The 24,836-nt window shown below is 56.6% G+C and carries 17 protein-coding genes, 1 tRNA gene and 1 pseudogene; 10 read left to right on the top strand and 9 right to left on the bottom strand.

The features are described 5' to 3' along the window. Positions 1 to 49: 49 nt before the first annotated feature. From ACRZ9U_RS15805 to ACRZ9U_RS15820, 4 genes are all read right to left on the bottom strand, one after another. A complete protein-coding gene (locus tag ACRZ9U_RS15805) occupies positions 50 to 439 on the bottom strand; it encodes a carboxymuconolactone decarboxylase family protein (RefSeq protein ID WP_170647747.1) in 390 nt (129 codons plus the stop codon). Between the two features lie 70 nt (positions 440 to 509). Then, positions 510 to 1,778 (bottom strand): glycosyltransferase family 4 protein, encoded by a 1,269-nt coding sequence (locus ACRZ9U_RS15810; protein WP_170647745.1) that lies wholly within the window; start codon positions 1,776 to 1,778, stop codon positions 510 to 512. Between the two features lie 29 nt (positions 1,779 to 1,807). Further along, on the bottom strand, positions 1,808 to 2,227 hold the full coding sequence (locus ACRZ9U_RS15815) for an ester cyclase (protein WP_170403887.1): 420 nt from the start codon (positions 2,225 to 2,227) through the stop codon (positions 1,808 to 1,810). 195 nt (positions 2,228 to 2,422) lie between these two features. After that, positions 2,423 to 9,595 carry a hypothetical protein gene (locus ACRZ9U_RS15820; RefSeq protein ID WP_170403891.1) on the bottom strand — a complete coding sequence of 2,391 codons (7,173 nt, stop codon included), beginning with the start codon at positions 9,593 to 9,595 and terminating at the stop codon, positions 2,423 to 2,425. 657 nt (positions 9,596 to 10,252) lie between these two features. Between ACRZ9U_RS15820 and ACRZ9U_RS15825 the strand changes: the two genes are divergently transcribed. After that, positions 10,253 to 11,818: a tetratricopeptide repeat protein gene (locus tag ACRZ9U_RS15825; protein ID WP_170403894.1), complete on the top strand. Its 1,566-nt coding sequence runs from the start codon at positions 10,253 to 10,255 to the stop codon at positions 11,816 to 11,818. 1 nt (position 11,819) lies between these two features. Here ACRZ9U_RS15825 and ACRZ9U_RS15830 read toward each other — a convergent pair. From ACRZ9U_RS15830 to ACRZ9U_RS15845, 4 genes and pseudogenes are all read right to left on the bottom strand, one after another. Continuing rightward, a pseudogene (locus ACRZ9U_RS15830) lies at positions 11,820 to 11,915 on the bottom strand (IS5/IS1182 family transposase); the annotation flags it as partial. Between the two features lie 309 nt (positions 11,916 to 12,224). After that, on the bottom strand, positions 12,225 to 13,703 hold the full coding sequence (terL, locus tag ACRZ9U_RS15835; RefSeq protein WP_170403897.1) for a phage terminase large subunit: 1,479 nt from the start codon (positions 13,701 to 13,703) through the stop codon (positions 12,225 to 12,227). Further along, positions 13,690 to 14,121, bottom strand: coding sequence for a DUF5681 domain-containing protein (locus ACRZ9U_RS15840; RefSeq protein WP_170403900.1), 432 nt, complete (start codon positions 14,119 to 14,121; stop codon positions 13,690 to 13,692). The genes terL and ACRZ9U_RS15840 overlap by 14 nt, the downstream gene beginning before the upstream one ends. Beyond that, positions 14,114 to 15,508, bottom strand: a complete 1,395-nt coding sequence (locus tag ACRZ9U_RS15845; RefSeq protein ID WP_480902359.1) for a site-specific DNA-methyltransferase — start codon at positions 15,506 to 15,508, stop codon at positions 14,114 to 14,116. The genes ACRZ9U_RS15840 and ACRZ9U_RS15845 overlap by 8 nt, the downstream gene beginning before the upstream one ends. A 463-nt stretch (positions 15,509 to 15,971) precedes the next feature. Between ACRZ9U_RS15845 and ACRZ9U_RS15850 the strand changes: the two genes are divergently transcribed. The 3 genes from ACRZ9U_RS15850 to ACRZ9U_RS15860 are packed head-to-tail and all read left to right on the top strand — an operon-like array spanning position 15,972 to position 18,291. Next, the gene (locus ACRZ9U_RS15850) at positions 15,972 to 16,202 is read left to right on the top strand and encodes a DUF3489 domain-containing protein (protein WP_170403904.1); all 231 of its coding nucleotides are present in this window, start codon (positions 15,972 to 15,974) and stop codon (positions 16,200 to 16,202) included. Beyond that, positions 16,199 to 16,615 carry a DUF2924 domain-containing protein gene (locus ACRZ9U_RS15855; protein ID WP_170403907.1) on the top strand — a complete coding sequence of 139 codons (417 nt, stop codon included), beginning with the start codon at positions 16,199 to 16,201 and terminating at the stop codon, positions 16,613 to 16,615. Before ACRZ9U_RS15850 ends, ACRZ9U_RS15855 begins: the two co-directional genes overlap by 4 nt. Next, positions 16,612 to 18,291 (top strand): recombinase family protein, encoded by a 1,680-nt coding sequence (locus tag ACRZ9U_RS15860; protein ID WP_170403909.1) that lies wholly within the window; start codon positions 16,612 to 16,614, stop codon positions 18,289 to 18,291. Before ACRZ9U_RS15855 ends, ACRZ9U_RS15860 begins: the two co-directional genes overlap by 4 nt. A 375-nt stretch (positions 18,292 to 18,666) precedes the next feature. Here the strand turns inward: ACRZ9U_RS15860 and ACRZ9U_RS15865 are convergent. Continuing rightward, positions 18,667 to 18,756, bottom strand: a tRNA-Ser gene (locus tag ACRZ9U_RS15865). A 204-nt stretch (positions 18,757 to 18,960) separates the two neighbouring features. On the opposite strand from ACRZ9U_RS15865, the gene ACRZ9U_RS15870 reads away from it, so the two are divergent. Genes ACRZ9U_RS15870 through ACRZ9U_RS15895 form a run of 6 tightly spaced genes read left to right on the top strand, consistent with a single transcriptional unit; the run spans position 18,961 to position 24,808 of the window. Beyond that, positions 18,961 to 20,274 (top strand): SPOR domain-containing protein, encoded by a 1,314-nt coding sequence (locus tag ACRZ9U_RS15870; RefSeq protein WP_170403913.1) that lies wholly within the window; start codon positions 18,961 to 18,963, stop codon positions 20,272 to 20,274. 18 nt (positions 20,275 to 20,292) lie between these two features. Then, positions 20,293 to 21,459, top strand: coding sequence for a D-alanyl-D-alanine carboxypeptidase family protein (locus tag ACRZ9U_RS15875; protein ID WP_170396992.1), 1,167 nt, complete (start codon positions 20,293 to 20,295; stop codon positions 21,457 to 21,459). Next, positions 21,456 to 22,088 (top strand): dTMP kinase, encoded by a 633-nt coding sequence (gene tmk, locus ACRZ9U_RS15880; protein ID WP_170403915.1) that lies wholly within the window; start codon positions 21,456 to 21,458, stop codon positions 22,086 to 22,088. The genes ACRZ9U_RS15875 and tmk overlap by 4 nt, the downstream gene beginning before the upstream one ends. 1 nt (position 22,089) lies before the next feature. Then, on the top strand, positions 22,090 to 23,208 hold the full coding sequence (locus ACRZ9U_RS15885; protein ID WP_170403918.1) for a DNA polymerase III subunit delta': 1,119 nt from the start codon (positions 22,090 to 22,092) through the stop codon (positions 23,206 to 23,208). Continuing rightward, positions 23,208 to 24,014 carry a TatD family hydrolase gene (locus ACRZ9U_RS15890; RefSeq protein ID WP_170403922.1) on the top strand — a complete coding sequence of 269 codons (807 nt, stop codon included), beginning with the start codon at positions 23,208 to 23,210 and terminating at the stop codon, positions 24,012 to 24,014. Before ACRZ9U_RS15885 ends, ACRZ9U_RS15890 begins: the two co-directional genes overlap by 1 nt. Continuing rightward, positions 24,011 to 24,808: an MBL fold metallo-hydrolase gene (locus ACRZ9U_RS15895; RefSeq protein ID WP_170403925.1), complete on the top strand. Its 798-nt coding sequence runs from the start codon at positions 24,011 to 24,013 to the stop codon at positions 24,806 to 24,808. The genes ACRZ9U_RS15890 and ACRZ9U_RS15895 overlap by 4 nt, the downstream gene beginning before the upstream one ends. The last annotated feature ends 28 nt before the right edge of the window (positions 24,809 to 24,836 follow it).

Below are 24,836 nucleotides of genomic sequence, written 5' to 3' on the forward strand. Positions count from 1 at the left end.
AAATTAGTTCTCGATTGCCGGATATCTCTCAAACAAATCTCGAAGCGGATTAGGATTCCGCAGCATCAAACGCCTTTTTTGCTGCTGCAATGGCATTCATCGCCGCAGGTACTCCGGCATAGACCGCGATCTGATATACGATCTCTACGAGCTCATGGTGAGCAACGCCACACTTCAATGCTGCTCGCATGTGAAATTCGAGTTGCTTCGGCGCAGTTCCTTGTGCCCCCAACATTGCAACAGTCAGCATCTCTCGGGTCTTCAGATCAATCCCTTTGCGCCCGACCACATCGGCGAAGGCGAACCCGAATATGAGCTCGAATGCATCTGCGTCAAATTCGTCGAGGCTTTTTGTCACCCTTGCCGCCGCGCCAGCCTCCATCTTATCCAGCATATTGATGGCACGCATCTTTCGATCATCATTCCGTTTGTCTGTCATGTCTACATTCCATTCGGCAGCCCAGCACTGTGTGCGTGAAAAACACTTCTATCTGAATAGGTTTCTCAGTTTACATTGTATGGTTTCGGCCCGGCATCTGAATGCGCACCGCTTCGGGTACCAGGCTGTTCATTCGTTCGATATGTTCCGGCAAGCAACGGGTCTGGAAATCGTAGTTCTCAACCACATGCGCCCGGGCCGCTGGGCCAATATCAGCGTAAGCTGCGGGATTGGCGAGTATATCGATCACCTGATCGGCCAGCGCTCCGTAGTCGGAGAATTCCACCAGTAAGCCTGTTTCACCATGCTTGATCGCCTCACGTACCGGCGCCACATCCGAGGACACGACAGTGGCTTGCATCGCCATCGCTTCAAGCAGTGACCAGGAAAGTACGAAGGGCATGGTCAGCGCCATATGGCAGCGACTGAGCTGTATGATCTGGCAATAGCTGTGATAGGGTACATTGCCGACAAAATGCACGCGGTCCCAGTCGATCAAATGGCCGACCTCGGCCTCCATTTCACCACGAAAACCACTCGGGTGGTCGCTCTTACGGCCATAAGATATTCCATCACCACCAATGATCACAACACGCGCTTGAGGTCGCGCGTCGAGAATTTTCGGCAATGCGCGCATAAAGATATGGAACCCCCGTGCACGTTCCATGTTGCGTGCCATATAGGTGAACACCTCATCCTCGCGCGTAATTGCTCGGCCCAATCTGCTAAGTGAAAGGCTGGCCTCCGGATTGGGACCAAGCAAATCGGTACGGATGCCGTCATGACATGTGTAGAATTTGTCGTGAAAGCTGTTGGGAAACGTGTTTTTCTGCCATTCCGTGGGCACATGGCCCAGATCAACAGTATGGATATTGGCAAAAGGTACCGCATTGCGCGCATGCATCAGGAAAGGCATGTTCTCTGAGACTGGCTCTTCGGGGTCGAAACCGACCATACCACCGGAGCGCAAGTAGAAGTATTCGAAGAACCCCAGAATTGGAACATCCGGCCAGATTTGTTTGAAAAACAAAAGCTCGCCCCAACCAGTATGGCCGAGCACCAAAGCCGGTCTGAACCCTTCCTGCTGTTCAAGCTGCCGCGCCATCATCACCGCGCCAAAACCCGCACCGGTGCTCTCTTCCCATACTCTGGACAGGCTGTAAGCATCTTTGACCGGGGTGTGATGCGGCTTGTAGACTACGGATTTCACTCCGGCGATTTGTGGTGCCGGGTTGCGTTGCGTCAGAAACACCAACTCGTGTTCGCCCTGCGCAGCAAGCCACTGAAGCAATTCGCGATACTGGCCAGGCATGTTCTTATGAACGAACAAAATTTTCATTTAAGGTCCAGCCAAGTTGAATCTGATGATCAAAAGTCTTTCGATAATCCCAGTTCCACAAGTTGCGTATGGAAATCCCATACGACCCAGCTTTCAGCGATCAAACCATTTTCAAATCGGTCAATTTGTACTCCTGTCCAGTCTACGGAACGACCAGAGGGTGGCTGTCCCAGATAGGGACCCATCTGCGTCCCCGTGAACCGCCAGTGAGTTGAGACCCTGTCTCCCTCTCCGATTTGTGCAAGGATTTCGACTTTTAGATCAGGAAACGCCTTGTGGTTAGATTTGACGATTTCCACCCAGGCATCCAGATCGACACTGCCGACACCACCTTTTGCAACTGGCTCCTGATGGTTCTTGTATTCCGGCGCAAAAATCGTCGTATCGATATTCGACGTTGCTGCCCACATTCCAAGGGCTCTGTGTGACAGTGCTTTTTCGTCAACCATTAAACTCTCCTGTGCTTTTGTAGCAGATGGCACTGACGCCAACGTAAATCCAAAAATGCTGGTAAAAACAAAACTTCTTCTCAACATTGATTGCTCCGATTTTGCGACCAGATAAGGTTGCCGTTTCCTGACCTTTTGCTTTTCTCACTGGTTCGCGGAGTTGTTGTCTTGCAGCACTAGCCGGTGATTTGCTCGCTAGACGAACTCAAAATAATCGCTTTCCAGTTCGGAAACCCAGATATTTCTCAGTGTCAGGCTGTCCCCATCACCAAAATCAAGAACCGTGTTACTTCCATGCTGAGTGGCTACCGACAGCACGTCGTCAAAACTCTCTACCCCTTCGATATTCAGAACAATCTTTTCGCCCGGAAGGCTCCACCAAAAGAAGTCGAAACCACTTTCGAAATCGTGGATCACATCCTCGCCACCATTGAAGACGAAAGTATCGACGCCCCAGCCTCCGATCAGCTGGTCATTGCCCTCACCGCCCGACAGAATGTCGTTCCCGAAATCACCCTTAAGGGTGTCATTGCCATTATCTCCATTCAGAGTATCGGACCCGAAGCCGCCACTCAGCCAGTCATTGTCATCGCCGCCTTTCAGCAGGTCGTCGTGGTTGCCACCGTGGATATTGTCGTCACCCTGATCGCCTTCGAGCACATCCTTGCCATTGCCGCCTCGGATCAGGTCCTGACCCAAGCCGCCTTCGACACGGTCGTTCCCAGCTCCGGCATAGACCGTATCGTTGCCCATCTCGGCCTCAATCGTATCGTCGCCCGAGTTCCCGCGGATCATGTCGTTGCCGTTGCCGCCATCGATGAAATCATCGCCGCGACCGCCCAGAAAGGAGTCGTTGCCGTCTTCACCACGCAGAACATCATCGCCCGAGCCACCCTTCAGCACATCCGATCCGCCATTGCCGTCAAGCGTGTCGTCGCCCGACTGACCCAAAAGGGTGTCGGCCAGATCGGAACCATAAAGGGCGTCGTTCCCCGAGGTTCCATCTCCACCGTCAGTGATCTGCGCATCAGCGCCAATGACCGCAAGGTAGATATGCGTGTCGCGACCTACGCGCTCAACTTGGAACCTGTCCAACTCTGGGGTGGCGAAGTCACCTTCGATGTCAATGCATGCGTCTGCCGTACCGTCACCATCGACATCCAGCAAAAGCGCGGTCTTGCCGTGGTCAATAGCGCCAAACGTCACGGACTGGTCGTAACCTTCGAGGATCAGTTTGTCGCCGTCGGAAAAGTCGCCAATGGCGCTGCCGTTGATGAAGTGTTCGAAGGTGCCGATGAATATGTCAGCGCCTTCCCCTCCGTATTTGACATCTCTGCCGTTACCGCCCCGAATGACGTCGTCGCCGCGCCCACCGATCAGCGTGTCCTCACCGGCGCCGCCATCAAAATCGACGCGGACGAGATCGGTCATGCCTGAGCCGTCGAAAACATCGTTGCCGACATGCCCTTTGAAAGTCACTGTGTTGAGCGCCACACCCGCGGCAGAGAGGCTGCCCGAGACATTGGTCGTTGTACCATTGACATCGGCGTTGATGACGAGATCTTCGACCTCGCTGACCTCAAACATGTCGCCACCGACAGTAATGTTCAACTTGGGATCTGTTCCGCTGGTTACGGTGATATCCACTGTCGTGTCAGAAACGACGGCGTCGATGCCGTTGTCGGCGTTGATCGTCAACGTGTCGGTGTCATCGCCGCCAAGGATCGTGTCATTGCCGTCGCCATAAGACCAGGTGATGTGGTCGTCCCCGGATGCTCCCGAAATGCTGTCGTCACCTGTGCCGCCATCAATGGTGTCGCTGCCGCTATCGCCGAACAACGAGTCATTGCCACCGGCACCGGAAAGTTCTGTATCGACGGTTAAACCGGGCAAGGGAGCGATTTGGAAATTGTCTACCCCGTCCCCGCCTAAGTAAGTCACACGTGACAGGTTCACACTTGTTGAACCTGTGTTCGCCTCAATGCTGGCGGTGGCGCTGTCAAACCCACGGGTGCCCGTTGCATCAAAAACAAGCTCTTCGATCTCATCGGCATAGGCGATGCCCTGTTGAAACTGCGATCCTTGAATCTCGAGATCGATCTCGATCTGATCCGCGCCAACGAACAGGTTTGCGTATGTGCTGTCGTTCGCCGACCCGGACGCCAGGTTGATCGTTACAACGTCGGTGCCGGAACCACCCTGCAGAGAGACGTTTTCAGCGTCGCTGACGCTGATCACAAGATTGTCGTCGCCATCGCCGCCATCAAGGGTGTCGTTGCCCAAACCGGCTATCGTGTCGTTCCCGGCGCCACCGTCGATGGTGTTGGCAGTGAAGGTGCCGCTGGCAACAATCGAGTCATCGCCATCGCCTCCGTCAATTGTGTTTGTCCCCAATGCGGTGATGGTATCGTTGCCAGCGCCGCCGATTATTGTGTCGTTGCCAGTTCCGGCTGAAATCGAGTCATTGCCATCGCCACCGTCAATGACGTTGGCGCCGTCATTTCCGGCATTTGTGCTGTCGGATGCTGAAATCGTGTCGTTTCCGCCACCCGCATTGACAGAATCATTTCCACCGCCGGCCACAATTCTCTCACCGGCGACGCTGCCCAGAATGGTATCGGCGCTGTTTGTCGCTACATAGGCTTCAAAATTCTGGAAATAGGTCTTGGCATTAGCGTTCGTCACCGATGTCACCCGACCGGGCGCGATATCGATATCGACACCGCCCGCGAAATCCGCAGTATCAAGGCGCAGTGTGTCAGTACCGTTGCCGCCATCGGCAATATCGTAGCCGACGCTGGCGGCTACGGTATCGTCACCACCCAGAGCATTGATCAACTCATTGGCAGCCGTGCCGGTTATCTGCTCGGACGCGTCGGTGCCGGTAACAGGTGTCAGGCTCGCCACAATACCGGGCGGATTGTTGGTCGACACAAGTGTCCCGTTGGCATCGGAAATTACAAAGACTTCTTCGATTCCGGTCGCTTCGAATGTCTGGCTTGTCCAACTCGAGGGGTCCGATGCGTAGTAGTAGTATGCGGTTATGTTGGTCCCCTCGATGACAAGGGTGTTTTGATCAAGGTCGAACCCGTCCTCCATGTTGATAATGAGACGGTCGGTGTCATCCCCGCCATCGATCGACTGGAAATTATTGGCATCTCCGACAAACCACAAAATAGCGTCATCGCCTGTGCCTGCTGATATGATATCACCTCCGGTACTGTCGCCCGGACCGCCCTGGATCGTGTCGTCGCCATCCCCCGCATCAATCGAATCGCGCCCATCTCCGCCGAGGATGCTGTCCGCACCATCGCCGCCTTCCAAAGTGTCTGCGCCATCGCCCCCCGAAAGCGTGTCGGACCCGGCATCGCCGGTGACCGAGTCGTCGCCAAAGCCTGCAAGGATCGAGTCGTCTCCGACGCCTCCGTCAATTGTGTCGTCGTTGTCAAAACCCAGCGCATTGTCACCGCCAATGATCGTGTCGTTTCCGGCACCGCCAGCAAGATTGTCCTGACCTTGTCCACCATCTATGGAATCGTTGCCCGCGCCGCCGTCCACAGTGTCGTTTCCATCCAGCGCATCAATGACGTCCGGACCGTCCCCACCGACAAGCGAGTCGTTCTGGTTCGTTCCGGTGACCTCGATGCCGCCTTCGAAACCGACGAAGCGGTCAAAGTTGGAGTAGGTCAGCGTGTATTCGTTGCCCTCTGCGTCAAGGAATGTGGCCGTCCCACCTTGGTTGCTCAGGAACGCGTTGGTGGTGATCAGCCCCGAACCGGTAAAATCCAACGTATTCGTCCCGCTTCCGCCGTCGAGCGTATCGTTCCCGAAGCTGGCAAAGATCGTATCATCGCCACCACCACCTGCTATGGAGTCATCGCTGTTGCTGCCAGTGATCGAGTCAGTCCCATTCGTACCGATAACCGTTTCGATGTTGGAAAAGGTGAAACCATAGTCGCCATTCAGGGTTACGCTCGGGTCGACGAGTTCATAACTGCCTGTCCCCGCACCCATGTCGAGCACAATGCCGATATCGAAGCCCGACTCAAAACGAACGCCGTTGGATGAAAGGTCAAGCGTGTCGTTTCCGGCACCACCGTCGATCGTTTTGCTGGCACTGGTAGTGGTGCCGTCTGACAGGCTTGAAATGACACCAGACACGACAATCACGTCGTCGCCTATGCCGCCGCTGATTGTCGCGTTGCCATCGCCCCCGTCAATGGTGTCATTGCCGTCCTCGCCGTTGAGGACATCATTGCCGCTGGGCGCGTTCGAATCTGATCCGAATGCGTATACGAGATCATTGCCGCCGCCGGCATTTATCACGTCGTCTTGCTGGCCACCAAAAAGGGTGTCGGCCCCATAACCGCCGATAAGCGAGTCGTTGCCAGTGCCGCCCGATAAGCTCTCACCTTCGTCACCCGGGTCATAAGTGCCCGAATTAGCATCGAGCGTATCTTCGCCCGCGATCAGTGTATCATTGCCAGCGCCGCCATCCAGCGTGTCGAGGCCTGCGCCGCCGATGATCGAGTCGTTGCCCGCGTTGCCGAAAATCATATCGGCATCATTTTCACCTTCTAGCGTATCAGCGCCCGATCCACCGTCGAGGGTATCGTCGCCTGCACCGGCAGAGATGGAATCATCGCCGCTGCCGCCCAGCAGGCTATCCCCATTGTCAGTGCCGATGACCGTCAAGGCGTAGTCGCCTCCAACAATCCCTTCTATGCCAGTGAACGATTGGCTGTATGTCAGGCCGACCGTGTTGAGGTCCGGGGCACCGAGATTGGTGTTGACGGTCAGCGTCTCGGTCAAAAGATCAACCGTGGCTGAAATTATGGAACCATCATAATCGTTAGTGAATTCAAGCGTGTCGGTACCGCTTCCTCCGTCGATCGTGTCCGTGCCCAGGCCGACGATAATCTTGTCATTGAAGTTTCCGCCGATGATGGAGTCGTCACCGTAGCCACCATCAATGGTGTTCAACCCGGTGGTGCCGTAAATGGTGTCGTTGTTCGCGCCACCGAGAAGCGAGTCGTTGCCGCTGCCGCCGGTAATCACATTGCTGCCCAGGTTGCCGACGATGAAATCGTTTCCGCTACCACCGTCCAAGGTGTCCGATTCCTTAGAACCGATGATCTGGTCGTTGCCACCCAGACCCTGGTAACTGTAGCCAACATCAACGAACTCGGATGAGGGTTGGACAAAGTCGTTGCCCTCGGTGCCGACACCGGCAATGCGGGTCACGTAGATCTGCGACTGGTCGCTGTTATACGCGACTTTGAATCCTGGTGCGTCATATTTGTTGCCGCCGAACACGCTCGACGTAGTTGCGGAATTGAGGTCCAGGAGGAGGCCGGTCAGCGATTGATCACTGTTGTTGCTGACGTTGACCTGATTGAGATCACCAATAACGACTCCCTGCCCACCGGTGATCGGGAAACTTTCGGACGCGAACCGAATGATAATATTGTTTGTCGATCCACTTGTGGCAAATTCGATATCGTTTGGATTGAGGGTGACGACGCGATTGTTGCTGTCGGTGTATGTTACGTCGAAGATGATTGTTTCGTAAAATTCAATGTCTGCGATGGTGTTCTCTTGAAACGCAATGTCAGACACCGACTGGGGAATGTTGAAGTGATCGATGTAGAAGTTGTCGGCTCCGGTGCCCCCGATCAGCGTGTCCGAACCGGCACCCGCAGAGAGGTAGTCGTCGCCGTCACCACCATCCAGTGACTCATTTGTCGCGCCACCATAAAGCCCGTCATCGCCGCCAAGGCCTTCAAGGGATGTCGCCCCAACCATAACTTTGTAGGGATCGAATTCTGTCTCAAGTTGCTCGACGAATTTGGCATAGGAATAAGCAACAATCGCATCGTTATCATCGGTACCACGTACATAATCGTTGCCGTCACCAGCCAGCGCTTGTCCACCCCAGTTGCCAAATGCGAGTACTGAAGCGTCTCCCAACTGGCTTGACAGATTGGTGACTGCGGCGCTGTTTCCGGTATCAAGGGTGATCTCATTACCGGCGTTGGATTGAGTATAAGTACCGTCGCCGTCGGCATCGCTGAAAGAGCCATCCCGCCGCTGGGTGAACGAGACATTGCCGTCTTTGTCATTCTTAATAATCAACGCGTTTTCAATGAATGCTTCGAGAACACCCAAAGCGTCTTCGCCGCCAAGAACGGTGCTGTTCGGATCGTTAATGTCCAGTCTCAGGAAATCATTGTCGATGTTGATATTAGCTATTTTCTGGTCGCCGTCATCGACCAGAATGCTCCATCCACTATCGCTTTGCACGATGTTAAAAGTCAGGTTGCCAGCGACTTGCGGCAACGGCAAGACGATGTAGTCTTCGCGCGGATTGAAATCGACTATATTAACATAGTTGTAGTTGTTATCCTGCGCGCTTGGGATCGTTTGGTCACTTTGGGCGATGCCGGAATCGTTGATAACACTGGCAATGATCGAACCGAAATCAAACGCGGCAGTAAAGGCGGATCCTACGGGTCCCGGAATGGCGCCAACGGCCGACGCGCTGGAAACGAGGCCGCCCACGCCGTACCGCGCGAGCTGAATGGCCTGGTCCGACGTCACGCTGAGACCGCTGCTGCCAGTGTCTGAGATTATGACCTGAGGAGGTTGATAACTGAGGACAAAAACATCGCCCCCGTCGCCGCCGGTCAGGCTGTCCCGGTCGTTCTCATTCATCTGAACCGTCAGGACATCGTTGCCAGAGCCGCCGTCCAACGTATCGGAACCATCCCGGCCATTGAGGAAGTCGTCGCCAGAGCCGCCAAAAAGGAGGTCGTTTCCGCTTGGCTCGTCTACGTCCATCCCCTCTTCGTTGGTCTCGCCGCCGCGAAGGATATCATTTCCTGGCCCGCCATAGATCGTATCGGCGCCGAGTCCCCCTTCAATCGTGTCGTTGCCTGAAACCTTCGGATCTTCGGTGGGCAGCGCGATGGGAGGATTGGACCCCGTGCCGAGATAGGTCGGCGCGTTCGCGTAGTCACCGTAGATGAGGTCGTTCCAGTCGTACCCATCAATTGTGTCATCACCGCTGCCACCGACCAGCGTATCGGGCCCTCCGAATGTGCCAACGACGGTATCGTTGCCCCGCCCAGCAAAGACCAATACCCGGCCCAACGCGTCGGGTTGAAGCAAATCATCGGAGTCGACATCAGGAACAGTCGGGTCGGGAGCGACATATGCCGTGCGGGAGTAATCGAGAGTGCCGAAGAATACGTTGTATCCTGTATAGTCAGACGACAGGTTATCGAAATCGGTCCCGAAATAGATTTGAGTTACATCGCCATTGTTGATGACGGTGGCATCGGTTTGATCATAGTTGATGGTACTCATGACGATCCTTCCCAGACTTCGCTGGCACCTTCATGGCCCACGACTTCTATGGTTTGGCGGTCCAGAATTTCTTGGCAGCAGAACTTGATCTCAATCGTAAACAACGTCTGAATTCCTTGACTGCCTACTAAGGGCTTTCACTGACTTAAAGTGATCAAGGTCCTGGTACTTATCGTTGCCGGTTTCGCCTTTGATTTTGTTCGGCGAAAAAACCAGACCAGCTGCACACTTCGCTCCATCCAGAGCACTCTGACTTAAGAAATTGAACGCACTCACTAAACTCTACCTTTGTTTTCTGACCAATGTTGCCCGCAGCTTAATAAGAGGCATCCCGGGTCCTGAATGAACTATGAGGATTGGGGTACTCAGCCATCGACCATCTAATCCAACGTATGAACCGGTAGGGTCCAAATCTCTGAGGCGAACGCGGAGACGCACACCGACATGAAATTTGAAAGCGTGTGGTTCGCTTCGTTTCAGTCCCTTTTTGGGTTCAAGAACGTTCTCAGCTTAGACCGCTGAAACACACACAACTTGGCCGAAGTCTTAGGCGATACTGGACAAGTCGAGGCCGTCACAGCATATTTTTGAGAGAATCTGGGTAAATCTAGGCGCAGCCGCCCTGATTTGGATTGAGATTCAGGGGGAACTCTTCGGATGATCCACCGTTTTGGCACGGTCGAGCTTGATGTAACTGCGGGCGCGCTCCGCAAGGACGGTCAAAATGTTGTTTTGAAGCCGCGACCGCTGGCCCTGCTCACGTATCTCATGCATCAAAGGGGTCGAGTAGTTACCAAAGAAGAAGTGGTTGCTGAAGTCTGGGGAACCGCTGCGATCTCGGATGCGGCCATTTCGACCGCCATCCGGGATATTCGCCGAGCCCTCAATGCCAAAGACGGAAGCAGCGATGTGATCCGCACCCACTATGGCAAGGGGTTCGAATTTATAGCTACGGTCGAAGAAGTATCCGAGCCGACGCTGACGGCACAAAAATCAAGCATTGCAGGAGGATACCCGCGCAGCCTGGCGGTCCTCCCGTTCGATAACCTGACTTCCGAACCGGAGATTGGGCACCTTTGCAATTTGATGGCCGGTGACATCGTTGTTCAGATGGCACGGTTTCGAGACATGCGCGTGCTACCTTCGTGGGTGACCTTCAACTTGCGCAACCTCGACGCGGCAGTTCGAGATATCGGGATTCAAGCTGGCGCAGATTACATTTTGGATGGCTCGATCGGCGGATGGGGTGGCGCCTTTCGGGTTAATGCTCAATTGCTGCACTCGGCAAGCGAAGAAATCGTTTGGGCGGAACAGTTTGAGCTAAGCCCGGACCCTTTGGCAGATAATCGTGACACTGTGATCGCCTCGATTTGCAGTTCGGTCGTCGCTATGCAAGCTGTGCACGAATTGCTTCTGGCCAAAGCCAAGCCTGTAGACGAGCTTGATGCATATGAGTGTTTCCTGCGTGGACGGGCTTTGGTGGACACTTTCGATGTGCCTTCACAAAGTGAAGCCATCGCGCTCTTGGAACGATCTATTCGTCTTGACCCGGAATTCGCAGATGCGTTCGCCGTATTGTCTTACTCCATAAATATTCAGAATCATAATCCGGAAGCCTACACCGCTGGAGCACAGGTAAATCGTTACACGGCACAACGACTTTGGGCCCTTGAAACAGCAAAGCAAGCGGTTGCTCTTGACCCTCGCCTGCCATCTGGCTGGGTAGCACTCGCCCGAACTCAATTTGGTTTGGGTGAACTCGATGACGCGATTGATGCAGCTCGGAAGGCGCTGAGCCTCAACCCGAATCTCTCTCGCGCTGAGATCCTCTTGGGAATGAGCTTAATGCAACTGGATCGAGCTGAAGAGGCACTTAACGCATTTGATCGCGCCTTTGCAGCAAGTCCTCAGGATTCATACCGCTGGATTGTCCGCGGCTGCCGGTCAATCGCGATGTTCCTGCTGGAGCGTTACAACGAGGCGATTGACGAGTCACGACAGGCACAGCTCGATCCGAACGCCAACTATCTCGCTTTCATTGGTGAAGTTTGCGCGCTAAGCGATCTAGGGCGAAACGAAGAGGCAAGACGCGCTTTGCAGCGTGGTATGAAAACGGATCCGGAATTCAGTATCTCGCTGGTGCGTCACGATCTTGCTCTACCCGTCCAAAGTGTGAGGGAACGCATTATTGATGGACTTACGCGTGGCGGTATAGGTGCTTAGGCTATTCTGATAGTTGGCAGAGCCAAAGTCGGATCGGTACTATGTCTACGAAGTCCTGAAAGCTCTCTGCGCTCTTGGCGTAGCGTGTCGCGATACGCAGGGCACTATTAATATTGTTGAATTAACTTTCGAAGAGGTTTCGCTGCCGGTATGGCTAAAGGTGCTCTCAGCCTTTATTCTGAGTATGTATTCAAACTCAACTATTAGCCTTTACTTGTGAAAGGTCACGGCGTCATTGCCGGTTCGAACCAGCTGCAACTTCTATCCTGAATGTCCGCTTGTCGGACTTGCGACAAATTATGCTGCTACTGCGGCGAAGGTCAGCTCCCCGCCCTTCGTGCCCACTGACCAAGGTTCGCCGGGGCGGTTCAAGGCCGACTACCGGCCTCGAACTTTGGTTTATGTTCTATCGCCGTCTGATCCGCTCGTGACGGCGCTCGCGACGTTCGATGTTTATCTGATGATCATGGCCTAGCGCCCGATAGAACCCCAATCCCTTGGACCAGTTCAGAAAGTGGGCAAAGCTGTCGACCTGATCGTCATTGCGACCGCGTGGAAAGGACTGCAGTTCCCGTTTGAACGCCGCCAGCCAGGGCGCATCTGCAGGCAGATACACCTTGCCCTCTTCGACCGGACCGCACGCGGACTGGAACCGGGTTTCCTTGTCCTTGTCAGGTCTAATGCGTTCATAGCGCCGACGGTCATCACGAAACAATTCGTCCAGAAGCGGTTTGCCAGAAGCGGCATCTTCAATCAGAACACGATCCGGATCCCAGCGACCGACAAGCTGCAGAGCCTTGGCTTTCAGGTCTGGGTAATCCACCTGCCCACGCCAGACGTCGAGAAGGCACCACGCATTTTCTCGGAACCCCCAGGTCGTACAGACCGAGAAGTCGGACCGGGGATCCGCAGACATCCCCGTATCCCAGCTTTGAACGACAAGCTGATACCAGCGGCGATCTTCGATGGTCTCGTAGGTACCAAACCACTCCCAGCGCAGGGGTGACCCGTCGGGAGCAATGGGGTTCTGCTGATACTGGCAATTGAACACAGCTGCACCCATTTCACGACGCTTGGTATCCAGCGTGTTCTGATCCAAACGGGACGGGCACAGGAGATCGCCAGGTTTGCGGCGCATGACCCTTCCAAGCCCAAGAGGAACCGTCTCATGGTCTTCGGCGATGGCAGGCAGATTCAGATGCCGATAAGTCCCACGTTCAAGCAGATAACCCGGCGGATCCATCTCGTGCAGCCGTTGTGCAACCATAACCACGCGCCCCTCGGCCGGGTTGTCAAAGCGCGACAGCAAGGTCCCCTCAATGAACTCCTGTGCTTTGACCAGCTCGGCTTCGGAGCCGGCATCACCCGCTTTCAGCAGGTCGTCGATGATGATGTAATCAGCACCATGACCAGTCACAGAACTGCCGATGGAGACAGCCTTACGGCTGCCTCCCTTTGTGGTGCGGATTTCTTCTGAGGTGTTGCCCTTTTTAGCCAAGACCGTTTCAGGGAACATTTCCCGGTACCAGCGCGCAGACATGATCCGACGACAATCCTCGGAATGTTTACGCGCCAGATCCAGCCCGTAGCTGGCAACAATGATTTTGGCGCTGGGGTTATGACCCAGAAGATAGGCAACATACGCAACGGCCACGGTGACCGATTTCAGGCACCGCGGCGGAATGTTGATGATCAATCGCTTGTTCTCGCCGATGCGTACGTTGTCCAACTCATGGCACATAGCACGCACATGCCAGGCCGGATCAAAGCCGCGGTCAGTCCCCTGGTGCAGCGTGCCAAACACACGCCACACGAAGGGAAAGAAATTATCCCGGCAAACTTCGCGAGCGACCTGCCGGACCATTTTGGGATCAGGAGCTGACATCATTTGCCACCTCATCTTCAGGACCGCCGTCACCATCCGGGTGACTGGAAAAGAAATCCCGGAGGATGTCGTAGTCGACAGCGTCCGGCTCAACCGCGCGGACGCTTTCTTGCGCGTCCATGTTACTTGTGTTGAACAGATCAGTGTCCAGCTTCAGCAACGCCATCAACAATTTCGCGTCGCCCTTCAACGCGCCAGCCGTGAGCCGCTTTGCAATTGCCTCAGCCTTGGAAATCCGGATTTCGTGACTGCCTTCGCGAACCGTAATCTTGGTTTCCAATTCGCGTTTCAGACTGGCATTCACCCCTTTGGCACCTTTTGGTCGTCCCTTCGGATTGCCAGATCGGCCTTTCTTGAATTGGGTCGCTTTGGGCGGTTTGCCGTAGCCCACCTCAAACTCTTTCGTATCGTCAGACATGATCCGCCTCCAGCTCTGAAGTGGTGTCATTGGCGGCAGGACTCGCATCGAACGACTGGCCTGTGACCGAATGCACAGCGCTCTCGCCAGTCATCTCTTGCCAACGGCGGATGGCGACATCGACATAGGTCGGGTCGAGCTCAACCAGCCGCGCCCGGCGCCCGGTTTTCTCAGCTGCCAGCAAAGTCGCGCCAGACCCGCCAAAGGCGTCCAGCACGACATCGCCGCGATGGCTCACATCCATGATGGCATCCGCGACCAGGGCCGTTGGCTTCACCGTGGGATGATCAGCGAGATCCGCCTCGCGCCCTGCCCCAAAGCTGTTCACACCGGCATAGTCCCAGACATTGGTCCGGTTGCGCCAGTGTTTTCCCAGCTCGACATTGTTGATATGCGGTGCACCGGGCTTCTTGAAGATGCAAACCAGCTCTTGCTTGGACCGATAAAGGCTGCCCATCCCGCCATTGGTCTTGTTCCAGACGCAGAGATTGATGAGATCAAAGCCACCTGCCTTGCCGGACGCAATCAGTTCTTCAATGTGACGCCAGTCCATGCAGATCATCGCAATGCCCCCGCCCGGCAAGTAGTCATACAGCCGGTTGATCGCGTCTGAGAGAAAGCCACGGAATTCGCTGTCCGACATTTCTCCCGACGCCATGGCAAATTCGCGATGATCGCCGCCGGTGCCACAACGGACATGCCCATTGACCGGCACATTGTAAGGAGGATCAGTGAACACCATCTGCGGGCTCTCGCCTTCCAGCAAGGTGTCATAGCTCTGGGCTTGCAGGGCATCCCCGCAGAAGATGCGGTGATCTCCGAGAACCCAGAGGTCGCCCGGCTTCGTGACTACGGGTGCCGCAGGGTCAGGCGTCTCAACAGTTTCGGTTTCAGTCTTTGCGGCCTCATCCGCGCCATCGATGATGATGTCGATTTCCGCTGTTTCGAACCCGGTGATCCCCAGATCAAAATCCAGCTCGCCATCAAGGCTGAGGTCCATCAGCTCGGCAAACTCAATCTGGAGGGCCGCTTCGTTCCAGTCGGACAATTCCGCCAGCTTGTTATCCGCGATGCGCAGGGCGCGTACTTCCGCGTCTGACAAGTGATCCGCGACCACCGTCGGCACAGACTTCAACCCCAGAGCCTTGGCGGCCTCATAGCGGCCATGACCCGCGATGATTGTGCCCGAACCATCCAACAGGATCGGTGTGACAAAGCCAAACTTGGCCACCGACGCTTTGAGCTTGTCGATATTCTTGGCCGCGTGCACGCGGTTGTTGTTGGCGTAGGGCTTGATCTGGCTGATTTGAGATTGGACGACTTTGTCCGCCATCCAGATCGGCGTGTTGGACGCCTTGGCGTCGCTCTGTGTTTTCTTAGTAGGCATTGCCGCCTCCTTTCGTTTGACGCTCGTTAGCGTCGACAAGAAAGGATCGTGTTGGGAATTCGGAGAGAGCACGAATAGCAACTCTCCGGACCAATCGATCCGGTTCGTTGCCCCTTCGAATGCTCTCGGTCTTATCCGCTTCGAAAAATGCGGCGCCGAATGCTGCCTGGGAGATGTGTTCACCTCCCCGTGGGACCTTGTCCCTTGCAGGGCTGGCTAGAATCTATGCACAGGCTTTTGCATTTGCAACCCCCAAACAAAAAGTAACCAATTAAGATTGTTGACGAATAATCGGGGGTACAGCAGCAACGCCCGGCATAACACAGCCCTCTTCGGATTGCCCCAGAAAGAGCTGGACTGTTGCTGTGAACCACGCATCACTGAACCCACGCCCGAGCCATTCGGGCGCTCCTCGGTACGGGGGTTCGGCATTCCGCCAGCCCCAGATCAGAGGAGACGATACATGTCCAAATCCAAACAAACCAAAATTGACAAGGTGCAAGCTCTGTTACGTCGCCCGAGTGGCGCCAGCCTTGAGGCGCTCTGCAAAGCAACAGGGTGGCAGCCTCATTCGGTCCGAGCGGCATTGAGTGAGTTACGGAAGAAAGGCGCGACGATTGAACGGCGGGCATCCGACAAACCAAAAGGACCATCCACGTATCACCTGACGGCGGGAACAGGAGAAGAGTCATGACGAAGACGAGCGATGTCGCCGATCTGGCCGCCATGGGTCGATCAGATCTGATCACGCTTTGGCAGCAACTGTTTGATCAACCCGCCCCCGCCATGCTCAGCCAACCCTTCCTGCGCCGTTTTATCGCCATTGAGATGCAGTCCCGCCGTCATGGCGGGCTACCCCGGCAGGTCAAAGCCACGCTGGAAAAGGGTTCCGAGAAAAAACCCCGGCCAGCCTGCCCTGCTCTTAAACCCGGCGGGCGCCTGCTGCGCGAGTGGAACAGCGTGACCCATGTAGTCGACGTTACAGATGACGGCTTCAGTTGGAACAGTCGGTCCTATCGCTCGCTCTCGGCCATCGCCCGAGAGATTACCGGCGCGCATTGGTCAGGGCCGCGTTTCTTTGGGCTCACCGGCAAGGCGGCCAAATGAGCCCGCGCCGTAAAATCCGATGCGCCATCTACACGCGCAAGTCCTCAGAAGATGGTCTGGATCAGGACTTCAATTCGCTGGATGCGCAATATGAGGCCTGCGCGGCCTATGTCGCCAGCCAGCGACATGAAGGCTGGACCCTGTTGTCCGGGCGCTACGATGACGGTGGCCTGTCGGGCGGCACCCTAGAGCGACCCGCCCTTCAGCGCCTTCTTGAAGAGATCGATGCCGGGCGTATTGACATGGTGGTGGTCTACAAGATTGACCGGCTGACCCGGTCGCTTGCCGACTTCTCTAAGCTGGTCGACCGGCTGGAACAGGCAAACTGTTCTTTTGTGTCCGTCACGCAGGCCTTCAATACCTCATCTTCCATGGGCCGGTTAACGCTGAATGTGCTGTTGTCCTTTGCTCAGTTTGAACGGGAAGTCACCGCCGAACGTATTCGCGACAAGATTGCAGCGTCGAAGAAGAAGGGGCTTTGGATGGGTGGCAACCTGCCTCTGGGCTATGATCGCCACCCCGATCCGAAGGCAAGAACGCTGGTGGTGAATGAAGAGGAGGCCAGAACGGTCCGGCATCTCTTTGGGCTTTATGACGAGCTGGGTTGCCTGCGCAAAGTAGAAGAACGGGCAACGGCAGAAGGGCTGCGGTCAATACGGGTTGTTCGGACAGATGGCAGTGTGAAGGGGGATTGTCCGCTGTCACGGGGTCAAATCTATTACCTGCTGCGCAATCCGGTCTATCTCGGAAAAATCCGCCACAAGGATAAGATCTGGGACGGACAACATCCGGCGATCATCGATCAGGACATCTGGGACCGGGTGCAGGAAAAAATGCGACAGGCCTCCAACCGCTCGCGGGCACGCGGCCACTCCGATGCTCGCCAACTCTCCACTGACCCCGGGTCCTGGCTCACCGGTCTGCTGCATGACGAAACTGGTGATCGGTTGACGCCGACCCACACCACGCGCAAAGGCCGACGGTTGCGCTACTATATCTCCAATCGACTGATCTCAGGTGGCAAGGATATCTCTGGCTGGCGACTGCCCGGCCCGGCGCTGGAACACGCCGTCATGGATGTCATCGTCAGACATTTGCAAGACGCCGCAATCACGCATCGAGTTCTGTCGCAACCGGAGGCCGGGTCAGCCGCGGTGATCCAGACGTCAATTGCCGATTTGGTGACTCGACTTCAACGCCAAGGCGGTTATGTGGGCGCTGCTCTTCTGGCCAAAGGCAAAATTGCACCAGGTCAGATCGACCTCGAATTGAACCCCAAAACTCTGGCAAGCGCACTTGGCATGGCCGCGGACCATTTGCACCCGGATCTCACCCACGTCACAGCATCTTTCGGTCTGCGCCGCCGCGGCGTCGAGGCCAAGGTCATCGCCGGAGATATGGCACCCCAACCTGATCCCCACCTCCGGTCCATGCTGATCCGCGCCCATGGCTGGGCCCGTGATCTGAAGGCCGGAGTTCAACTGATGGAGATTGCGCGCCGCGAAAGCGTCCCCGGCGCCTTCATCCGCACCCGTGCTCAGCTCGCGTTTCTTTCACCGAAGATTCAGGCCGCGATTCTCGACGGCACCCAGCCGCCCGAACTCACACTCAAGCGTCTGGTCAGCGTGACCCACCCACTTGATTGGTCCGAACAGGAACGCCAGTTCGGCTTTTGATAGCTTCAGATCCTGCGTCCCTGATACGGGGTTCGCCCTCCCTGATCCGTCGGAACAATTCCCTGTTCCCACGAGAAAATTCCCTGTTCCATGATTTAGGGAATTTGCAGCCTAAGCTATTGGAAAAAATAGAGTTGTGACATCTGAAATGTCGGGTTCCAGACTTGGTTTGCAGAAATTCCCTGTAAATTGCCGGGTATCAGGGAAATCCAGCCCAAAGCGACCCCGCCAAAATGCGGCACTGAGACTGCGGCCGGAATTGTCCTCTGAGTGTACAGTCCGCTCCGTCTCTGATTGATAGCGCATGCGCCAACGCGCGGGAATTGCGGAACAATTCCGGGTCAGAAAACACAACTGAAGTGAGACAGGTATGAGTGGCGGGGAGACAGGGATTCGAACCCTGGGAACGCTCTCACGTTCAACGGTTTTCAAGACCGCCGCATTCGACCACTCTGCCACCTCCCCGCGTGAGGCTGGGTCTATGACGAGTTGAGCGCGGTGGCAAGCCATAAAGCGGGAAATCTTGCCGAAGCGAATGTAGCAGTCTTTCCATGGCCCGATGCCCGCGCTATGATCTGCGGGAAAGACCGCACAAGACTGGCAACAAGAACCAGCAATGACGCGGTGGGGCGCGGCCGAAATGGCCTTGTCAGGCAAGGGATTGAGAAAATGGAGCGAGCTACGGGCACACGCTTTGGGCCACAACGGCTGGCAATTTTGGTCGTGACCATGGCAGCATTGGCTGGATGCGAAGAAGGGCTACTTACAACAGAGGACCCGCCTGAGGATACGGCCGCCGAAGATGCGGACAACACAAACCGGTTCGAACTGTTCCCCGAAGCTGCCGCGACCAATCAGCGCGATGTTGAAGCCCCCGAGGTTTTTCAGGTCACCGAAGCAGGTTTGTGGGACGGGCGGCCATCGCTGGGTGGTATCTGGGTGGCGCATCCCGATGTGACTCAACCCGAGCGGGTGCTGATCAAGAATACAGCCAACAACAAATCGGTAACGGGTGCCCTGTTCCGCCGTGAGCGGAATTTGCCGGGACCCGCGCTGCAGGTCTCGTCATCCGCTGCCGAGCAATTGGGAATGCTGGCTGGTGCTCCAACCAGGGTGCAGGTTGTCGCATTGCGACGTGAGGCTATTGAAGAACCCCCTGCACCTGTCGCCGCGGAACCTGCCGAAGAGACAGATAGTGCAGAGAGTTCGGAAACAACCGACACCGCAGAAGCGTCGGAAACGGGCGCTGCTGAAAAGCCTCAAAAGCGGAAATGGTGGCAGAAAAAGCCAAGCACCGAAGCAGCGACCGGAGCTGCGGTCGTTGCCGGGGCCGCCGTTGTTGCATCGTCGGATGAAGATGCGCCCAGTGCAGAAGCCCCGACCAATGCAGAAGCACCGACCAGTGAATTGGCCGCGAATGAGGCACCAGCCCCAGAGAAACCGGCCAAACGCAAATGGTGGCAGAAAAAGCCAAGCGACGAGACTGCAGTCGCAGCAGCTGGCGCAGCAACCGCAGCTGCTGCCGGGACCGAATCCCCTTCGTCAGAAACACAGACGGCAGCATTGTCGGATCCCGAACTGACGGCACCGGCTGAAAAACCGGCCAAGCGCAAGTGGTGGCAAAAGAAAGACCCTAACGCAATCACCGAAACGCCTCTGGACCCGATTGCCGGAGCGGCAGCGGCCATCGAGGCCTCTGAACCAACGGCGGCGGCACCAGCGACGGCGAGTGCTGCGGCGACAAGTGGGTTGGCAAAACCTTTTGTTCAGGCGGGCACATTCAGCGTAGAATCCAACGCCAAGAGCGCGGCGGACAAGATCCGGCGCAATGGCATGGCTGCCGAAGTCATGGAACTGAAAAGCGAGGACAAGTCGGTCTGGCGCGTTTTGGTTGGACCCGTTGCAACCCGCGCGGAACGCCGGGCGATGTTGAACGATGTGAAAGACCTTGGGTTTACCGATGCTTTCACGGCGAAGAACTGATCAAACAGGAGGCCCATGATGCTTTCCGCTTTGCGATCCACCACACTGGCCCTCGGGTTGGCGCTGTTGGCACTGCCCGCCCATGCCTTCGACACCACCGCGCGTGCGGCTTATGTGATGGACCAGAAAACCGGCACTGTGCTGTTGTCTAAAGACGCCGATCAGCCTCTGCCTCCAGCGTCCATGTCGAAACTCATGACGCTTTATGTGGCGTTTGAAGCCTTGCGCGATGGCCGTTTGACGCTGGACGAAACTTTGCCCGTCTCGGAGCATGCGATGAGCTATGGCGGCTCGACCATGTTCCTGAACACGCAGGATCGTGTCCGGGTCGAGGATCTTTTGCGCGGGATCATCGTGCTTTCGGGCAATGACGCCTGTGTCGTGATCGCCGAAGCGCTCAGCCCCGACGGAAGCGAAGCCGGATTCGCCCGTTTCATGACTCAGCGGGCGCAGCAGATGGGCATGAACAACTCGAACTTTGCCAATTCCAACGGCTGGCCTGCTGCTGGGCACATGATGTCAGTGCACGATCTGGCAGTTCTGGCCGACCGGCTGATCACCGATTTCCCCGAGTACTATCCCCTGTTTGCCGAAGAAGAGTTCGAATTCGATGGCCGAGCGCCCTCGAACGCGCGGAACCGCAATCCGCTGCTGAAGCTGGATATCGGGGCCGATGGCCTCAAGACGGGCCATACTCAAGAGGCAGGATATGGTTTGGTCGGTTCTGCCAAACAAGGCGACCGACGGGTTGTCTTTGTTCTTTCAGGGCTCGACAGCACCGCCAAGCGCGCAGAGGAGGCTGAGGCCGTGGTTAACTGGTCGTTTCGAAATTTTGTCGAGAGGACAGTTGCCAAATCAGAAGAACCGGTAGCCCAGGCCAAGCTTTGGATGGGGGCGGAAAAGACTGTGGGATTGGTGCCCGAGGGTGATCTGACCCTTCTGTTCCCCGTTTTGGGCGACAAGGACATCAAGGCCGAGGTTGTCTATGACGGCCCTATCAACGCACCGGTCAGCAAAGGCCAGCAATTGGCCGAGCTGGTGATCCAACCCGAAGGATTGCCCGAAATCCGCCGCCCGCTGGTGGCGGAAAAGGATGTTCCCTTGGGCGGGTTTGTCGTGCGTATGTTGACCGTGGGTGGCATCGTTCTGAAAGAAGTGATCAACACCCCGCTGGAGCAAATGTGACAGCGCGCGGAACGTTTCTGACCTTCGAAGGCATTGACGGATCAGGCAAGTCCACGCAGGCGCGCCTGCTGGCCGAGCACTTGCGGCATCAAGGCCGCGACGTCGTTCTGACGCGCGAGCCCGGCGGATCGGACGGGGCAGAAGAAATTCGCAGCCTTGTGCTGCAGGGTGATCCGGACCGCTGGTCGGCCGAGACCGAGATCCTGCTGTTCACCGCTGCCCGGCGCGATCATCTTGAGCGCACGATTGAACCCGCGTTGGCAGAGGGCAAGGTTGTGATCTGCGATCGCTTTGCCGACAGTACCCGGATGTATCAAGGTCTGTCGCGCGGCGATCTGCGGGGTTTGGTGGATCAGTTGCACAGCTTGATGATCCGGCGAGAGCCAGATATGACCTTGCTGATCGATATGGACCCGGAAACCGGTCTGTTGCGCGCCAAAGGTCGTCAGGGCACCGAAGAACGATTCGAAGATTTCGGTTTGGATCTCCAACAACAGATGCGGGCAGGTTTTCTGGGTCTGGCCCAAGAATTCTCTGACCGTTTCCACGTGGTCGACGGCAATCGGGACATGGACAGCGTTGCGCGGGATGTGACAGATATTGTCATGGCGTCCCTGCAATTGAGCTGACATGAGCGACGATATCCAAACACCGGATCAGGCCCCTGGTGCCCCGCATCCGCGCGAAACTCTCAAGCTGTTCGGACAGGATGCGGCCCAAGAGGCGTTTTTAACCGCGTATAACTCGGACCGGCTGCACCACGGCTGGTTGCTAACGGGGCCGCGCGGCGTGGGCAAGGCTACCCTTGCCTGGCGCATTGCACAGTTTTTGTTGGCCACACCTCCGGCAGATGAAGGCGGGTTGTTTGGTGCCCCTCCTGCGCCTGAGACGTTGGACATCGACCCGGGCCACCCTGTCGCACACCGTATCCAGGCGGGGGCCGAGCCCGGCCTTGCCGCAATCACCCGGTCCGTCAACGATCAGGGACGGTTGCGCAACGAAATTGTTGTCGATGACATCCGCAAACTGGGCAAGTTCTTCGGCCTGTCCTCTGCCGATGGTGGTCGCCGGGTTGTTATCGTCGATTCAGCGGATGAAATGAATGTCAGCGCCGCCAATGCGCTGCTGAAAATGCTCGAAGAACCCCCAGCGCGCACGACGCTGCTGCTGGTTTCACACCAACCTTCGCGCCTGCTGCCGACCATCCGTTCGCGTTGCCGCACGCTGCGGCTTTCACCCCTTGGCGCAGATGACATGCAGGCCGCGCTAGCGCAGACCGGCACAGAAATCCCTAGTCGGGCCGAGCATCTGGCAGCCCTCGCCGCCGGTTCAGTGGGTGATGCCGTCCGCTTGATCAATCTCGGCGGGCTAGAGCTTTATGCCGAGCTGATTGCAATTCTGGGCTCCCTTCCCCGGCTCGACCGCCAGCGCGCCCTGAAACTGGCAGAAGCGGCAGCTCAGCGGGGGGCTGCCGAACGGTTTGACCTGCTGCTTTCACTGATCGACGTTGCGCTCTCGCGTTTGGCGCTGACAGGTGCAAAAGGTGCCGCCTCCATACCCGAGGCCGCCCCGAATGAGGCTGAAACTCTGTCGCGCCTGTCTAACTCGCAGCACAAGGCCCGCCAATGGGCGGAGGTCGCCGCGCTCATCACGGCGCGCGCGCGGCATGGGCAGGCGGTGAACCTTGACCCTGCCTCGCTTGTCCTAGATACGGTGTTCAAGATACAGGAAACCGCCGGTCACAGCTGATGAGCCTCACCCCCGAAATTACCGACAGCCACTGCCATCTGGATTTCCCTGATTTCGACGGTCAGTTGGATGATATCGTCGCCCGCGCTGCCGAGGCTGGCGTGACCCGCATGGTGACCATCTGCACCCGGCTGCGCAACGAACCCGCTGTGCGCGCCATCGCCGAGGCTCACTCCCCAGTCTTCTACGCTGCAGGCACCCACCCGATGAGCGCCGCTGATGAGCCGATGGCCTCGGTCGATGAGCTGGTCGCATTGGCTAAGCATCCCAAGTTCGTGGGCATTGGGGAAAGCGGGCTTGATTATCACTACACGGCCGAGTCGGCAGATGTTCAGAAACAATCGCTGCGCATCCATATCGAGGCCGCCCAGCGCACCGGCCTGCCTCTGATCATCCACGCGCGCGCTGCTGATGACGACATGGCCCGCATTCTGACCGAAGAGCATCTTAATACCCCCTATTCCTGTGTCATGCATTGCTTTTCTTCGTCGGCAGAACTGGCCCGGGCCGCGCTTGATCTGGGCTTTTACCTGTCCATGTCCGGCATTGCGGCCTTCCCAAGAAGCCAGGAACTGCGCGATATCTTCGCTTCGGCACCTGTTGACCGAATTCTGGTCGAAACCGATGCGCCCTATCTTGCCCCCCCACCATATCGCGGTAAACGGAATGAGCCCGCCTATACGGCACACACCGCCCGTAAAGGGGCTGAGGTCTTCGGATTGGATTACGCAGATTTCGCCGCACAAACGCAGGCCAATTTTGACCGGCTCTTCACCAAAGCCGCCACATACAAGGCGGCTGCATGAGCGAGCTGCGCCTGACAATTCTGGGCTGCGGGTCATCCGGTGGCGTCCCCCGTCTCGGGGGGCATTGGGGCGATTGTGATCCGGAAAACCCGAAAAACCAGCGGCGGCGATGCTCGTTACTGGTCGAACGGGACGGGCCGGATGGGACTACGTCGGTTCTGATCGACACCTCACCGGATATGCGTAGCCAATTGCTGGACACCGGGACTGGGCGATTGGATGGTGTCGTCTATACGCATTCCCACGCGGACCACATGAATGGGATCGACGATCTGCGGATGATCGTTTTCAATATGAAAACCCGCGTCCCCGTCTGGGCCGATGGTGACACGCAGAACGATCTGCTCAGCCGGTTTGGCTATGCCTTCGTTCAGCCCGAGGGATCGCCCTATCCGCCCATACTCGACCTCAAGACAATCAATGGGCCGTTCGAAATTCCCGGCCCAGGCGGCACGATCTCGCTTCGGCCATTTCGCGTGAACCACGGATCGATTGATGCGCTTGGCTTCAGAATGGGAAACATCGTCTATCTGCCTGATGTAGCAGAGCTTTATGATGAGAGCATGACTGAACTGGCGAATCTGGACTGCCTGATTATTGACGCTCTGCGTCGTTCCCCGCATCCGACACATGCCCATCTGGAAAAGACGCTGGAGTGGATCGACCAATTGAAACCAAAACGCGCCGTTTTGACCAACATGCATATCGATCTGGATTATGCGACGGTCGATGCGGAAACACCGGATCATATCACGCCTGCCTATGATGGCATGGTGATCCGGCACGCCCTGTAAGGCATGCTGCTGCACGCGCTTACGATAC

Source organism: Ruegeria sp. D7 (assembly GCF_056534355.1).

Bases quoted from the DNA above. Each gene is read 5' to 3' on its own strand.
- ACRZ9U_RS15805 (WP_170647747.1), bottom strand. From the start codon at position 439: ATGACAGACAAACGGAATGATGATCGAAAGATGCGTGCCATCAATATG.
- ACRZ9U_RS15810 (WP_170647745.1), bottom strand. From the start codon at position 1,778: ATGAAAATTTTGTTCGTTCATAAGAACATGCCTGGCCAGTATCGCGAA.
- ACRZ9U_RS15815 (WP_170403887.1), bottom strand. From the start codon at position 2,227: ATGGTTGACGAAAAAGCACTGTCACACAGAGCCCTTGGAATGTGGGCA.
- ACRZ9U_RS15820 (WP_170403891.1), bottom strand. From the start codon at position 9,595: ATGAGTACCATCAACTATGATCAAACCGATGCCACCGTCATCAACAAT.
- ACRZ9U_RS15825 (WP_170403894.1), top strand. From the start codon at position 10,253: ATGATCCACCGTTTTGGCACGGTCGAGCTTGATGTAACTGCGGGCGCG.
- terL (WP_170403897.1), bottom strand. From the start codon at position 13,703: ATGTCAGCTCCTGATCCCAAAATGGTCCGGCAGGTCGCTCGCGAAGTT.
- ACRZ9U_RS15840 (WP_170403900.1), bottom strand. From the start codon at position 14,121: ATGTCTGACGATACGAAAGAGTTTGAGGTGGGCTACGGCAAACCGCCC.
- ACRZ9U_RS15845 (WP_480902359.1), bottom strand. From the start codon at position 15,508: ATGCCTACTAAGAAAACACAGAGCGACGCCAAGGCGTCCAACACGCCG.
- ACRZ9U_RS15850 (WP_170403904.1), top strand. From the start codon at position 15,972: ATGTCCAAATCCAAACAAACCAAAATTGACAAGGTGCAAGCTCTGTTA.
- ACRZ9U_RS15855 (WP_170403907.1), top strand. From the start codon at position 16,199: ATGACGAAGACGAGCGATGTCGCCGATCTGGCCGCCATGGGTCGATCA.
- ACRZ9U_RS15860 (WP_170403909.1), top strand. From the start codon at position 16,612: ATGAGCCCGCGCCGTAAAATCCGATGCGCCATCTACACGCGCAAGTCC.
- ACRZ9U_RS15870 (WP_170403913.1), top strand. From the start codon at position 18,961: ATGGAGCGAGCTACGGGCACACGCTTTGGGCCACAACGGCTGGCAATT.
- ACRZ9U_RS15875 (WP_170396992.1), top strand. From the start codon at position 20,293: ATGCTTTCCGCTTTGCGATCCACCACACTGGCCCTCGGGTTGGCGCTG.
- ACRZ9U_RS15885 (WP_170403918.1), top strand. From the start codon at position 22,090: ATGAGCGACGATATCCAAACACCGGATCAGGCCCCTGGTGCCCCGCAT.
- ACRZ9U_RS15890 (WP_170403922.1), top strand. From the start codon at position 23,208: ATGAGCCTCACCCCCGAAATTACCGACAGCCACTGCCATCTGGATTTC.
- ACRZ9U_RS15895 (WP_170403925.1), top strand. From the start codon at position 24,011: ATGAGCGAGCTGCGCCTGACAATTCTGGGCTGCGGGTCATCCGGTGGC.